This is a genomic window from Bacillus haikouensis (assembly GCF_013179555.1).
Classification (GTDB): Bacteria; Bacillota; Bacilli; order Bacillales; family Bacillaceae_B; genus Rossellomorea; species Rossellomorea haikouensis_A.
In genome coordinates this window covers 1-13,679 of record NZ_JABMCR010000103.1, presented here as the reverse complement: position 1 = coordinate 13,679, position 13,679 = coordinate 1, and the positions used below count along the sequence as shown (strand labels likewise).

Annotated in this window: 14 protein-coding genes; 7 read left to right on the top strand and 7 right to left on the bottom strand. The window is 43.5% G+C overall.

Annotated elements, in window-relative coordinates; genetic code table 11:
- Positions 1-764, top strand: a 764-nt coding sequence (thrB, locus tag HP456_RS11520) for a homoserine kinase (protein WP_172251174.1), incomplete at its 5' end; no start/stop codon positions are given.
- Between the two features lie 25 nt (positions 765-789).
- On the opposite strand, the gene HP456_RS11515 is transcribed toward thrB, so the two are convergent.
- Positions 790-1,095 carry an AbrB/MazE/SpoVT family DNA-binding domain-containing protein gene (locus HP456_RS11515; RefSeq protein ID WP_172251172.1) on the bottom strand — a complete coding sequence of 102 codons (306 nt, stop codon included), beginning with the start codon at positions 1,093-1,095 and terminating at the stop codon, positions 790-792.
- 334 nt (positions 1,096-1,429) lie between these two features.
- Between HP456_RS11515 and HP456_RS11510 the strand changes: the two genes are divergently transcribed.
- Together HP456_RS11510 and HP456_RS11505 are read left to right on the top strand one after the other, a co-directional pair.
- Complete coding sequence (locus tag HP456_RS11510) at positions 1,430-2,728, top strand: ATP-binding protein (protein ID WP_172251170.1); 1,299 nt, start codon at positions 1,430-1,432, stop codon at positions 2,726-2,728.
- 38 nt (positions 2,729-2,766) lie between these two features.
- Entirely contained in the window at positions 2,767-3,894 is a 1,128-nt protein-coding gene (locus HP456_RS11505; protein ID WP_172251168.1) for a DEAD/DEAH box helicase, read from the top strand.
- A 260-nt stretch (positions 3,895-4,154) separates the two neighbouring features.
- Here HP456_RS11505 and HP456_RS11500 read toward each other — a convergent pair whose 3' ends face one another.
- The 3 genes from HP456_RS11500 to HP456_RS11490 all read right to left on the bottom strand — a co-directional run bounded on the left by HP456_RS11500 (position 4,155) and on the right by HP456_RS11490 (position 7,173).
- Complete coding sequence (locus HP456_RS11500; protein WP_172251166.1) at positions 4,155-4,415, bottom strand: hypothetical protein; 261 nt, start codon at positions 4,413-4,415, stop codon at positions 4,155-4,157.
- A gap of 153 nt (positions 4,416-4,568) precedes the next feature.
- Positions 4,569-6,176, bottom strand: a complete 1,608-nt coding sequence (locus HP456_RS11495) for an amidohydrolase (protein ID WP_246288975.1) — start codon at positions 6,174-6,176, stop codon at positions 4,569-4,571.
- 763 nt (positions 6,177-6,939) lie between these two features.
- The gene (locus HP456_RS11490) at positions 6,940-7,173 is read right to left on the bottom strand and encodes a protein YuzH (RefSeq protein WP_172251162.1); all 234 of its coding nucleotides are present in this window, start codon (positions 7,171-7,173) and stop codon (positions 6,940-6,942) included.
- 368 nt (positions 7,174-7,541) lie between these two features.
- Between HP456_RS11490 and HP456_RS11485 the strand changes: the two genes are divergently transcribed.
- On the top strand, positions 7,542-9,800 hold the full coding sequence (locus HP456_RS11485) for a UvrD-helicase domain-containing protein (protein WP_246288973.1): 2,259 nt from the start codon (positions 7,542-7,544) through the stop codon (positions 9,798-9,800).
- Between the two features lie 269 nt (positions 9,801-10,069).
- Here the strand turns inward: HP456_RS11485 and HP456_RS11480 are convergent, their stop codons facing one another.
- Positions 10,070-10,213, bottom strand: a complete 144-nt coding sequence (locus HP456_RS11480) for a hypothetical protein (RefSeq protein ID WP_172251160.1) — start codon at positions 10,211-10,213, stop codon at positions 10,070-10,072.
- A 149-nt stretch (positions 10,214-10,362) separates the two neighbouring features.
- Between HP456_RS11480 and HP456_RS11475 the strand changes: the two genes are divergently transcribed.
- Positions 10,363-10,533: a hypothetical protein gene (locus HP456_RS11475; protein WP_172251158.1), complete on the top strand. Its 171-nt coding sequence runs from the start codon at positions 10,363-10,365 to the stop codon at positions 10,531-10,533.
- Positions 10,534-10,576: 43 nt separating this feature from the next.
- Here HP456_RS11475 and kynB read toward each other — a convergent pair whose 3' ends face one another.
- Together kynB and kynU are read right to left on the bottom strand one after the other, a co-directional pair.
- Positions 10,577-11,200, bottom strand: coding sequence for an arylformamidase (kynB, locus tag HP456_RS11470; RefSeq protein WP_172251156.1), 624 nt, complete (start codon positions 11,198-11,200; stop codon positions 10,577-10,579).
- A 12-nt stretch (positions 11,201-11,212) separates the two neighbouring features.
- Complete coding sequence (gene kynU / locus HP456_RS11465; protein ID WP_172251154.1) at positions 11,213-12,490, bottom strand: kynureninase; 1,278 nt, start codon at positions 12,488-12,490, stop codon at positions 11,213-11,215.
- A gap of 215 nt (positions 12,491-12,705) precedes the next feature.
- Between kynU and HP456_RS11460 the strand changes: the two genes are divergently transcribed.
- Positions 12,706-13,221, top strand: a complete 516-nt coding sequence (locus tag HP456_RS11460) for a sigma-70 family RNA polymerase sigma factor (protein WP_172251152.1) — start codon at positions 12,706-12,708, stop codon at positions 13,219-13,221.
- Positions 13,221-13,679 (top strand): DUF4179 domain-containing protein (locus HP456_RS11455; protein ID WP_172251150.1); only part of this gene is annotated, 459 nt, incomplete at its 3' end. The genes HP456_RS11460 and HP456_RS11455, both read left to right, overlap by 1 nt.

Genomic DNA, 13,679 nt, shown 5'->3' with positions numbered 1-13,679 from the left:
AAACGCATTTTATCGTTGAGGTTGCAAAAGGTGTTGCTGAAGGGTATGGGAAAAGGATCAAACCTTGTCATTTATATGTGTGCAGCGATATTCCGTTGACAAGGGGCTTGGGATCGAGTGCAGCAGCGGTTGTGGCGGGAATTGAACTTGCAGATGTATCCTGCGGGCTGAACCTGACTACACATGAGAAGCTGGAGCTTGCCGCGAAGTATGAAGGTCATCCTGATAATGTCGGTGCATCCTTGTACGGGGGACTGGTCGTCAGCTGTCAGACGGAGAAAGGTGTAAAGCTGCTGCCTTTGGTTCAAATGCCGATTGAAGTGGTGACGGTGATACCGAAGTCAGAACTCAAGACGTCCGATTCGAGGAACGTACTTCCGGAAAAGGTGACCTTTCAGGAATCCGTGACGGCCGGAGCAGTATCCAATGTTCTGGTCGCAGCGTTTCTTATGCAAGATTGGGAGCTCGCCGGGAAGATGATGAAGCAGGATCGTTACCATCAGCCTTACCGGAAGAAACTGCTTCCGCACTACGATGCCGTTGAAGAAGTCGCCAGTAGATTCGGAGCCTTCGGTGTTGCGCTCAGCGGTGCAGGGCCGACCATTGCCTGCTTCGTGGAACAGGAAGCTGGTGAATGGCTCCTCAGACAGCTTCAGCAGTCTTTCCCGGCAATGGATGTCCGCAAACTGACGATCAACACAACAGGCAGTCAAGTTGAAATACTCGAGCGTCACCAAATGAAGGCCCGTCCCTCATCGCTTTAATGCAGCGAGGGGCGGGTTTTCATGTTCAGTCTTTACAGGTGATGATGAAGCAGTTGTGTTCTTCGTTGATATGAAGGATATAAGAATCTTGAGGTGTAATGCCCATTTCATTGCGAAGTTCTTTGGGGATGTGGACGGTCCCTTTTTCAGAGATGTAACGCTGGTTATTAGTAGAATCATTGCGGGCGGATTTTATATAGATGGAATTGTTTTGATAAATGAGCTCCGCCATTTTGCCGGGAATGAGTCCGAACCGCTGCCTCCACATCTTTGGCAATGTGATCATTCCGCTGTTGCTGAAGATTTTGTTTTCATACAGCTGGCTAAGCATATCGAAACACCTTCTTTCCGTATATACTTTCTCTTTAACCCGTAACTCAGAAACGCTAAACGGAATTTTGCAAAAATAGGAAATAAGGCAGAGGGGGAACGTTTAGTCCAGGAAGTGTAAAGGGAATGAAGAAGTATCTTTCTTTTTTTTTACTGGGATGGATGTTCTTATTATTTTTCACTCCCTAATTGTTTTGCTATGTTATTATAATTGGTGTTGTGAAAACATGGGAAACGTGGAGAAAAGCATGCGTTAAGAAAGAAAGCTGATAAATTGGCAGGATTTGTGAAAGTATAGAGGTAAGACTATAGTGAATTTAGGTGAGTCACTCAATATGAAAAAAGCCAAAGAAATCGCCCTGAGAGTAGCTATCACTTATGTACTGCTCGGTATAATGTGGATTATTCTGTCGGATTATTTTTCTATGATCCTTGCGCATGAAAAGCTGAATGCGTACATCTACTTTCAGCGCTTCAAAGGCTGGTTTTTTATTTTTGTCACAGGAATCATTCTGTACTTCCTTGTATTCCGGAGAACGAAAGATGTAATCGAGTCAAATGAACACTTGAAACGAAAAGAACGGCAGCTGAATATTCAGCACGAGCATTATCATTCATTGTTCAAGCATAATCCGGATGGTGTCTTTGAACTTGATTTACAAGGGAAAATTATGGTCCTCAATCCTGGAGCTGAAGCACTTCTGGAAGCCTCTCAGAAAGAGCTTGAAGACATCCGGTTAGGTGAATTTCTCGATGAAGATTATGTAAAAATTGTCACTGAGCATTTTATTCAAACTCTCTCAGGAAAAGGAGCCAAGTTTGAAACAAGCATCCACCTGAAGAAGAGAAGTAAGATACTCAGATGTTCCTTCATCCCGATTATTGTCAACGGGGAAGTGACCGGGGTCTTCGTTATCGCAAGGGACATCACCCAATTCAGAAAGAATGAAGAAATGATGATCGCTTCTGAAAAAATGTCGGTGATCGGTCAACTTGCAGCTGCAGTGGCACATGAAATCCGAAATCCGCTCACATCTCTTAAAGGATTCATCCAACTGATGCAATCGACAGGCACCGCGAATCACGACCACCTTGATATCATGTTATCAGAAGTCGATCGAATTGATTTGATATCGGGAGAAATGCTGATTTTGGGAAAACAACAAGACTTGCATTATCAACGTGAAAACGTCGATTCTATCCTTCAGCAGGTGATCGTGTTAATGGAAGCACAGGCGAACATCGAGAATGTTTCGATTCAATATGAACCCTATCCATTTGAGCCGCTTTATGTAATGTCGGAAGCAAATCAATTGAAGCAAGTATTCATTAATATCATAAAAAATGCCTTCGAAGCCATACCCGGGGATCGAAGCGGAACTGTATCCATCTCAGTAAATAAAAAAGATGGCGATGCACTCGTGGTCGTAACAGATAACGGATCGGGCATGGAACCGGAAAGACTCGAAAAAATCGGGGAACCGTTCTACTCCACAAAAGAAAAAGGTACCGGGCTGGGACTGGCCATCTGCAAAAAAATTATTGAAAAACATAAAGGGAAAATGGTCTTTCATAGTGAAAAACAAAAAGGCACAGTCGTTGAAATCAGTTTACCTTTTATAAAGGATAACTAATTTGGCGGGCGATTTGCCGAAGGGAAAGGAAATAAATAATGAACTTAATTTCTGAAGTGCTTCAAACACCATTTATACAGAAAAACTGGGAAGAGTCGGGATTCGATGCGCTGACTCCTGTACAAGAACGTGTGCTTCCTCTCATATTAGACGGAAAAGATATTGTATGCGAATCGCCGACTGGAACAGGGAAAACACTTGCATATTTACTCCCGATCATCCAAGGAATCGATCCGAACCGCAAGCAGGCACAAGCCGTCATCCTCGCACCGTCCCGCGAACTTGTGATGCAGATTCATCAGGAAATCCAAAAATGGACCAAAGGCAGCGACGTTACAAGTGCAGCATTCATCGGCGGGGCAAACATCAAGAAACAAGTCGAAAAGCTAAAGAAAAAGCCTCATATTGTCGTAGGTACGACTGGCCGCCTGATCGAACTGATGAAACTGAAGAAAATGAAAATGCATGAAGTCAAAACAATCGTCGTAGATGAGTTTGATTTAATGGTAGGATCTGAGCATATCCGTGAAGTAAAAGAAATCATCAAATCAACGCTTAAAGAACGTCAAGTACTGTTCTTCTCAGCGACCCTTTCCGACCGGACAGAGGAAGTCGCAGAAGACCTGCTTCAATATCACGAAATCGTCAAGATGGATGCCAACCTTGACAATCCGCAAGTCGATCACAATTATGTGTACACAGAACTCCGCGACAAGATCGAAGCATTGAGGAGCCTTTCCTATTTTAAAGACATCAAAGCGCTCGTCTTCTTCAATCAGCTCGAAAAGCTCTCGGAAGCAGAAGAAAAATTGAAGTATAAAGGCGTAGAACTTGAGGTACTTGCAGGAGAATCGAAGAAAACGGAACGGAAACAATCGCTGGACCGCTTCCGTGCAGGGAAGGTCCCTATGCTTCTCACCACTGACGTTGCAGCCCGCGGACTCGATATTACCGACGTTTCACACGTCATTCATTTCGACTTCCCGACAGACACGAAGCAGTACATCCATCGTTCAGGAAGAACAGGACGCATGGGAGCAGAAGGAACAGTCATTTCACTCGTTTCCAAGCGTGAACAAAGCTTTCTCGAGAAACTAAGCAAAGAACTCAATCTGCCATTCCAGGAAAAAACGATTCATGGCGGCGGGTTGAAAGATCCACGTTGATAATGCCACCAGTTTTGACGGCCCGTCCCTTTCGCTATAATGCGTTGAGGGATGGGCTTTTTGATTTTGGATTTTTGTGTAATGGATAGATTATCATCGATATCGGGTAAGGTCATAAAGATTTTCGGCAAGAATAACGGCTTGGAAGGAAATTAATGGATAATTATGGAGGTGTTATCCTCCTATGCATGAGGCAAAATCCTGGTTTGTGGATTAATCTTAATGACGAAGGGGGATAGATTTTGAATTGGATATTTATGTTAAAAAGCAGGATTGTATCTGAATTCGGCAGGATTGACTTCCACTTTGACAGGAATATTAACATAAACGGCAGGATTGACTTGCTTTTTGACAGGAATATTAACATAAACGGCAGGATTGACTTGCTTTTTGACAGGAATATCTCCATAAACGGCAGGATTGACTCGCTTTTCAACTGGAATATCTCCATAAACGAGGATTGACTCGCTTCTTAAGAGGAATATAACCATAAACGACAGGATACGCCCCCTCATCCGCAAAACGCTCCCCTCCTACATGCCTTCCCTTCCTGACTAGACCGTAATTTTACCATTGCTTAATTAAAAGAGGCCGAAATCACTTTAATTTCAGCCTGTATTCAATATTACTGCACCCTTCAACCCATGGTAATCAAATCAAACAATCCATCCATCTCACAACATGTGCACGATTTCCCCATCGACAACAGTCATCACAGCTGCAGCCTCAAGGATTTCCTCCGGTTCAACTTCAAACAAGTTGCGGTCTAGCACGACCAGGTCCGCTTTCTTACCGGCTTCGATCGTTCCCAACTCGTTTTCCCGAAAATTTCCGTACGCAGAGCTTTTCGTATAGTGTTTAAGTGAGTCGCAGAGTGAGATTTTCTCAACAGGATTCCATCCGCCTTGAGGTGAACCGTCTTCATGCTTACGGGTGACAGCGCGGTAAACGCCGAGCATCGGATTCAAATCCACTATCGGAAAATCCGTCCCGAACGCAAGCGGGGCACCGTGCTTTTGAAGAGACCCGATCGGCCATGTGTACCGTGAACGCTCACCTCCCAGCCGGTCCACATAAGCATGGGTGTCCATCGAGCCTGAAGTCAAATGTTCAGGTTGAATGGAAGCGATGACCCCCAGTTCATGAAAACGCTGGAAGTCACTGGGGTGACACACTTCGATGTGCTCGATCGTATGGCGGGAGTCACGCACGCCGTTCACGTCAGAAGCATGTTCGAACAAATCAAGGCCCATTCTGACGGCCGCATCACCGCAAGCGTGCAGTCTCACCCTGAAACCTTCGCGGTCGGCTTCTTCAATCCACTTTTTATATTGCTCAAACTTATAGATTGTGCCTCCTTTTTCAAGTGGCCGGTCAGCATACGGCTCAAGCAGGAAGCCGGTATATGTAAGAGGGACACCGTCAAGGAATTGCTTCAATCCTGAGAACTGAAGTCGGTCCGACTGATACGTTTCTTTAAAAGAAAGACTTCTTTCAAGGTTACCGTCCAACATATCCAGAAAATGAATCCTTGTCGTCAGTTTTCCCCGGTCTTCAAAGCTTCGGTAAAAAGCTGGATCCCCAAGGGTGTAACCGGGAAGCGGCAGCATATCTGAAACGGAAGTGATCCCGAAAGATGCTGTTTTCTTCAACATGTTTTCCATTAACTTACTTTTTTGTCCTTCACCAAATTTAAAAGCCCTCGTCACATACTTTACGGCTGTTTCGTACAGAAACCCTGTGGGTTCCCCATTTTCATCCTTTTCGATTCGGCCGAATGGAGGCTCTGGTGTATGACGGTCAATTCCTAGTTTTTGAAGAGCGGCGGAATTCAGCCAGGCACTGTGTGCTTCCTCATTTAATAAGATGGCGGGACGGTGAGGCAGATAGCGGTCCAATGAATGACGGGTAGGCAGCTTCTGACCTGGCCAGCGGACATGATGCCAGCCGAAGCCCAAGACCCATTCATCATCTGGATGCTCACCGGCATAATCAGCAGCCATCCTTGCTGTATCATCTTCGGTCAAACCGTATGTCAGCTGACAGAAGCTTTCGAACATCGCTCCAAGAAAGAAATGAAGATGAAAGTCATGAAATCCTGCCATGACCAGGCGATTTCCCATGTTATGGACCACAGTCGAAGCATCAAGATAATTTTCCATTTCGGAAACAGGTCCGCAGCCGATGATTTTATCCTCCCGTATAGCTGCAAATCCGGGCGAAGGGAAGGAGGAGGTACCGGTGAAGACCGCCTCACTCATTATGATTTTCTGTGCTTTCATGAGCCTCATCCTTTCGATTTCATTACTGTTATTATACAGAACAGATCATTGGGAAAAAACTCAAAATATTCATGTTGGAAGATTTACCGGCAGAAGGCAAAGAGGAAGCCATTTATGAAAGGAATGCCGTTTGTTGGGAAAAGGAGAGTCTGCAACGAAAGCTGTCGGTTTGATAGTAAGAGAAGAGTATGTATAAACAATTCAAGACGCTGCTTATGTATACTTCACATAAACAGCGCCTCAACGTAAGTAAACCTTATTCAATTATTCGTTCTATCCTTTCTTACTAATACACATACCGAACATTCAATTAATTTAAATTAATAGTGTTGCATGTTATATAGTTTATTTTTTTTTGCTCTGCATCCCCACATGCCCACATACTGCGAAGATAGTTTTCACGGGCTATCTTCTATTGCAACATGATCCTAGCATGCTTCGCTTACACTCTTCATTGGAATCATCTCCTGAAATAAGATTTGCGCGTTCCCGCATATCCACACATCTTGAAATCAGTTTTCACGGGCCGACTTCAGTTGCGAGATGTGATGTTGACATGCTTTGCTTTCCCTACGTCATTGGAATCACGCCTTCCTTTAAGGTAGTGTAAATCTTTTGTTAAGATTATATTAGCAAATTCCTATCTTTATTTAAATGTTCAGAAAAGTCCATATATTTTGATTTTGGGCGATTTCGAAACATATAGCAGGCGTTATCTTCCTTTTTCGTACTCTTTCTCACTTTTTTAATAACGTTACCAAAACTACATATTTCTTCTGTTTAAGTAGTATCGTTCGTAACCGAACTCCTTGTTTACCAGAAGCTCCATTTCTTCAAGGTGACGGGTCTCGACGATTGGATCAAGGGAGGACCAGTGCACCTGATAGACAAAATAAAAGAACTTGATTTTTCTGAATATGACCAGTGAATGCGGGAATAGGTCAAACTCGGCTTTGACCGAATTGCGTCGTGTAAAACCCCATTTAGTTAAAATCACGTTCATCACCTATTTGTTTATACCTTTTTTGACCTATTATTAATCCTGTTTTAAAAATTGCAATTTAAACAAACGTTTGTTTAAACTCAACAAATCCTTTAACCAAGCCATTTAAAGAAGTTAAACAAATGTTTAAATGAAATCCTGTTAAATCAAGGATTGAAGGGGAAAAGTTAAACAAACGTTTGATTAAGATCCAGAAACCGTTATATACCAATACATCCGGAGATTAAACAACTGTTTAACCAATCCAGGGGAAGGCAGTGAAGTATCCATTGCAGGAACGGGAGGGTCCTTGTTATGATAGAAAGGTTACCTATCGTATAGAAAGAAGCAAACTTTTGCGAGTGAAGCAAGGAGAATGAGCGTTGAATAAAGTACTGACCAATTACTCGATCTATCCCTTTGAAGCGGAAAAAAACGAAGTGCCTGCTGCTTCATTGCATAAAGGGCAAACCTCTGTGAATCTTGTATCACCGGAAGAGGAAGATGCTTTCTTTTTCCGTAAAATTGAAGATGCAGGCATTCACCTGAATGAAGCCCAAATAGAAGCAGTCCGGCATGGCGCAGGACCATGTTTGACACTGGCCGGAGCTGGAACGGGGAAAACGACTGTCCTTGTATGCAGGGCCGGATATTTAATGTCGGTGAAAAATATTTTTCCGCAGAATATCCTGCTTGTCACGTTTACGAAAAAAGCAGCTGATGAAATGAAACAGCGGATTACAGCGCTGCCGGGAGCTGAAGGCGGTCACGGGGTCCATGCCAGTACCTTTCATGCCTTGTTTCTTTACCTGCTCAGGTCCCGCCATTTCACACAGGAAATATTGGGGAATGAACGATACAAGCAGATCTTGCTGAAGCAGATTCAAAGGGAAATGAACATTTATGACCCGTATGATTCAGAGACATTACTTGCAAAGCTTTCACATTATAAATTAAATAAAATTGACATAAAGGATATGCCGGCAGCATCAAAATCCGACAAAGAAATTCGTGATATTCTCCTCAGGTTTGAAGATTGGAAACGAACGAATCACAAAATGGATTTCGATGATATTTTGACTGAGAGCTATGAAGTGCTGCAAAACAATCCTAATCTATTAAAAGGACTGCAGCACCGCTTCCAATATGTCATGGTGGATGAATTTCAGGATACGAATCTCATTCAATATGAATTGATTAAAATGATTGCCGAGCATGGCAACCTATTCGTGGTCGGCGATGATGATCAAACAATTTACACGTTTAACGGTGCAAGGAATGAGTTTATCCTTGAATTTGATAAAGAGTTTCCAGGCGCAAAGGTTGTGACGTTAGAAGAGAATTACCGCTCCGATGCATACATAATCGGATTGGGGAATGAGGTCATCAGCCGCAACAAACACCGGCGGGAGAAAAGGCTGATTGCGACGAAAGAAGAAAACGTGAAGCCTTTGTATTCCAGACCGGCTACAGCTGACGAGGAAGCTGTCTGGATAACGAAAGAGATTGAAAGATTGATTGGGGAAGGCTACACCTACAAGGATATCACGATCCTTCACCGCACGATGAGCAGCGGCCGGGCAGTGTTCGAGCAGCTTCTGATGAAGGAGATCCCATTTCACCCATATAATCAGAAAGATTCACTGTTTTATGAAAACTGGACGGTGAAGCCGGTCGTCGATTATCTGCGGCTATGCATTGTTCCCCGTAACTTCGAGGCGATCGGAAACATCCTTCCGACCATGTTCATCAGAAGGGATCGGGGGATGGCTCATATTCAGCAGGAAGACGCACAGGTACGCAAGAAATATCCGCTCATCCATTTAACGACCATGAATGGGCTCAAGCCGTTTCAAGTAAAGAACATCAAGACAAGGATGGCATTCATCAAATCCTTGCAGGAAGAATCCCCTGAAACAGCGATTAAAAAAATTCGTAAAGAATTCTATCATCAATATATCGATGCACAGGAGTCGCATGTGGTGACCGAGCAGAAGGAATTGATCAAGGAAATGCTGAACGAGCTCGAAGGTTCAGCCAAGCGGTTCGATACGATTTCCGGCTTCATTACGTTTATCGACGAAATGAAAGCAAAGTATGAGGATGTCTACCGGAACCGTCATAACAAGCAGCAAAGCGACAGCGTATCCCTTATGACCATCCATCGCTCGAAAGGACTCGAGTTTCCGGTGGTATTTCTGATCGGGACAATCGAAGGGAATCTTCCCCACAGTTCGGCGCTGAATGCCAATAAACTTGAGGATAAAGTAAGTAAAGATTCTTCTGTAGAAAAAGAGCAGGGTGCACTCGAAGAAGAGAGAAGACTTTGCTACGTCGCGATTACAAGGGCAAAAGAAAAGCTCTTTATCTCTTCCCCTGCTTATTATCAGGGTGAGGCAAAGAAATGTTCGCGTTTCATAAGCGATATTTTCAGTAAAGAACCACACCGTGATCGCATAAAAAGCGGCGGCTCCCGTGAGAAGCGGAGTGGTAAACTGAATCGGATCATCGCCTGGATGTGTACAAGCATAGATTGCATTGCCTGGCAGCGACGTGAAGCTGGCGAAACCGAATCGATCGAAAAGAAGTGCCCGATGTGTTCGAGTCTGATGAAACTTGGAGAGAAAGAAGTTCGTGAATGATTAGGCCCTTGCTCCCTTTGCGGGAGCGGGGTTTTTACTATAGATTTTATATTGCGAGGTAAATCGAAGGGGGACGTTATCAATCTTGAGACACGGTTGTTTAAAGTTGAAAATAATGGTTCATTGTGATCATATAATTCGTCGGAGAGACTTCATAAAACATTCTGGCTTGTCTATTTTTAATTAAAACCTGCATATTTCCACCCTGTTTCCCCACTAAAAAACGTTTCCACCAGAGAAATTTTCCCTCTAATGAAAACGCCGCCGCACTACTGTGAAAAGTTGTCGTGATCCTTATGCGAATCAATCCGTTTTGAATCATTGGAATCCAGTGCTTGTCTTAAGAAATAAATGAGAACACCTAAAATCATGCCGAGAAATACGATGAATCCCACAGTCGTCAATATACCCATTCAAATTCCTCCTTCCGCCTTATTAGTTATGAGGATTTTTCCAGACTTTTAAACCTTTATACGTTAAGTCTATGAACATTTATTGAAATATATTTCTTTTATGGATCAATAATGTGGATGGGGAGTTGTTTTAGAGAAGATTTGTTTTTGTGTATCAGGTATATTCATCGGGATATAGACCAGGTACAAATGGCTTACGTGCGTACCCGGCACATTTAGCGGGGGGGACCGGGTTCAATCGGTATGCAGAGTATCTGGTTATCGATGCTGAGCCAGGAAGCCCGCCTTCTCTTCCTGGACCGGATCAAGGTTTTCCCTAAATAAAAAAGAAGCAGCTCACAAGCTGCTTCCTTTATATCATCTTCACTCCCGTTCAACCAAAACCGCCCGTACAGGGGAGCCGTCTGCTTCTTTAAGGGGGAGCGGCATGGCGTACAGTTCATAATATCCCGGTACTGCATCCTTCAATACGATCCCCTCCAGGATCAAGATATCATTTTTATGGAGTGCGTGATGGGCATCCAGTTCTTTGCTGTCTAATGGATCGACAGAGGGGAGGTCGACCCCGACCAGATGGATCCCTTTTTCTTTTAGAAAATGGGCGAGTTCAGCCCGGATGGAAGGGATGCTTTCCGGGAATGACTCCTTGTCCTTCCAGGCGTCTGTTTTGAAAAGCACTTTTTTAACAGAAGTGAGGTCAATTCCGGTAAGGTGTTCAGGGCCGATGCTTTCTGAATGTCCGACAGAAACGACGACCGCGGGACCGATGTATCGATCCAGGGGGAGGTCAAGTATCCGATTTCCCTCATTATCAAAATGGAACGGCGCATCCACGTGGGTACCGGTATGGGCGCTCATTGTCAGCTGTCCGACGTTGACCGATCCCGTATCCTCCTTGGTCCAATTGAGTGAAAAGGAAAAGGGGGTGTCCCCCGGCCATACGGGTGTGCCGTTATGAAGCGGCTGCGAAATATCAATGATCTTCATATGGATCCTCCTTTAGGCTACCACGTTACGGGTGTTTTCAAATTGTTTATATTCTTCATTCTCCATGATCTTCTTCAAAATCCGGATGGTATTCCATACGTCCTCATAAGAGGAGTAAAGGGCGACTGGAGCGAGACGGATGACGTTGGGAGAACGGAAATCCGGCGTCACATTGTTCGCCTTAAGAGCCTTGCATATTCTTGCGGCTTCCTCATGCTGCAGGCTGATGTGGCCACCCCGACGATCATCTTCTGCGGGATTGCAGATTATAAAGCCATGTTCAGGAAGCTCCTGATTCAATAAATCCATCATGAATCTTGTCAGTGAAAGTGATTTCTCTCGAAGCGTTTGAATGCCTGCCTCTTCAAACAGTTCAAGAGAGCCTAGCAAGGGTGCACTGCTCAATATATGAGGTGTTCCGATTTGGAAGGCACCTGCTGATTCAGCGGGAGTGAGCACATGCTCCATATCGAATTGCTTGTCTTTACGGGAACCGAACCATCCCGATAATCCCGGCCTTTTACCATAATGTCTTTCATGGACAAATAAGCCTCCGACACCGCCCGGCCCGCTGTTTAGATATTTGTAGTTGCACCATACTGCAAAATCCACTCCATCCTCATGGAGATCATGAGGGAGTGCGCCGATTGAATGAGCAAGATCAAATCCAATGATAATCCCCCGCTTATGAGCTTCTTCAGTCAACCGTTTCATATTCAGCAATTGACCGCTGCGGTATAAAACAGAAGGAAGGAGAATCAGGGCAATATCATCTTTCATTGCATCGATGATATCTTCTTCCAATAAAGTATAGCCGTCTCGGCTTTTTACTTGGACGAGATTCTCTTCGTAATTGTATCCCTTCAATTCAAGCTGACTTTGAATCGCATAGATGTCAGAAGGGAAAGTCAATTCATCAGCCAGGATTTTTGTTCTGTGTCCATGGGGTTGATAGAATGTTGCAATCAGCTGGTGCAGGTTGGTCGTGATCGAGCCGGTCACGATGACTTCTTCCTGTTTTGCGCCGATTAAGGGGGCCGTCATCGAACCAAGTTTTTCAGAATAATAGAACCACGGCTCAACGCCATCCATCCAGCCGTCAATTCCATGCTCCTTCCAGTCCTCCAATGAAGTATAAAGTGCTTTCTCGGCACGTTTGGATAATAATCCGAGTGAGTTGCCATCCATATAATAATGGTCATCTTTTATGTAAAATTCATTTCTGAAACGAGCGAGATTATCGCTCCTATCAAGTTCTTTCGCATGCTCCAGTGTGAGTTTCTGTGTCATCGTGATCCCGCCTTTATCGATTTCTTTTTCTATAAAAAGCATAATCGAAATGATTTGAATAGTAAAATAATTGTTCCGTTTCATTCTAATGCAGGGCAGGTAATAGGAATCTGAGAGTTACATAGAAAACTGTTCTTGATTTTTCTATAATTACAAATAAATTGAAACGTTTTAACCATGCAGTCAGTCTAACGGTAAGAAAAAGAGGTGAAGGTATGTCTTTTGAGAAAAAAATTAAAAAAGCTAAAAAAGGAAACAAGCAGGCTTTTCAAGATTTGATCCAGGACGAAAAAAATAAACTGTACCGGATGGCGTTTCTCTATGTGAAAAATGAAAATGATGCATTGGATATATTACAAGAAACTATTTACAAGGCGTTCATTTCTATCCAAAACCTTAAGGAACCGAATTACTTTTCCACGTGGCTGTCCAAGATTTTAATCAATACATCGCTGGATTTCATTAAAAAAAGAAACAGAGTCATTCCTTTTGAAGAAGTGGAACAGCCAAAAAATCATCATCAACAAAAGATGGAAGAAAAATTAGATTTAATGGAAGCCATCAAGAAGCTTGATGCCCAATATAAATCGGCGATTATCCTTCGGTATTACAAAGATTTGACGATAAAACAAATTGCTGAAATTCTCGAATGCCCCGAAGGAACTGTCAAAACAAATATTCATCGCGGCCTTCAGAAATTAAAGACTGAATTGGGAGAGGAGTGTGTGTGATGAGCGATTCTTTATCAAATAAAGTGAAAAAGGAATTTGAAGAAATACCCATTCCTCAAGAAAAAATTGAGCTGGCAATCAATGCAGCATTGGTAAAAGGGAAAAAGACATCGGTGTTTACAAAAAGGAGATGGCTTAGGTATATAGGCGCGGCAGCTATTATCATCGGACTGCTTGCGGGGTCTGTCGTCATATCTCCGACGATGGCAGAAATGGTTTCAAAGATTCCTTACCTGAACCAATTATTCCAATCTGAACCTGGCTTTGGACAATTTGGAATGAAAGAACTAAAGGATGAGGGCTATAAAGTAAGTAACTTTGGCATAGATTATACGACAAAAACCATTCACGTGGGGATCGAAGGAACAGAAGCGTATTATGAAGAGGTGAATGGCGAGATAAAACAACTGGTAATCGATGCCTTTCAAGACCAGGGAATGGATGCTTTCAAAGTAAAA

What these genes read in the sequence shown, in the direction of transcription:
- HP456_RS11510 (WP_172251170.1), top strand. Translation starts at nt 1,430, where the DNA reads ATGAAAAAAGCCAAAGAAATCGCCCTGAGAGTAGCTATCACTTATGTA.
- kynB (WP_172251156.1), bottom strand. Translation starts at nt 11,200, where the DNA reads ATGAAGATCATTGATATTTCGCAGCCGCTTCATAACGGCACACCCGTA.
- HP456_RS11495 (WP_246288975.1), bottom strand. Translation starts at nt 6,176, where the DNA reads ATGAAAGCACAGAAAATCATAATGAGTGAGGCGGTCTTCACCGGTACC.
- kynU (WP_172251154.1), bottom strand. Translation starts at nt 12,490, where the DNA reads ATGACACAGAAACTCACACTGGAGCATGCGAAAGAACTTGATAGGAGC.
- HP456_RS11515 (WP_172251172.1), bottom strand. Translation starts at nt 1,095, where the DNA reads ATGCTTAGCCAGCTGTATGAAAACAAAATCTTCAGCAACAGCGGAATG.
- HP456_RS11480 (WP_172251160.1), bottom strand. Translation starts at nt 10,213, where the DNA reads ATGGGTATATTGACGACTGTGGGATTCATCGTATTTCTCGGCATGATT.
- HP456_RS11505 (WP_172251168.1), top strand. Translation starts at nt 2,767, where the DNA reads ATGAACTTAATTTCTGAAGTGCTTCAAACACCATTTATACAGAAAAAC.
- HP456_RS11460 (WP_172251152.1), top strand. Translation starts at nt 12,706, where the DNA reads ATGTCTTTTGAGAAAAAAATTAAAAAAGCTAAAAAAGGAAACAAGCAG.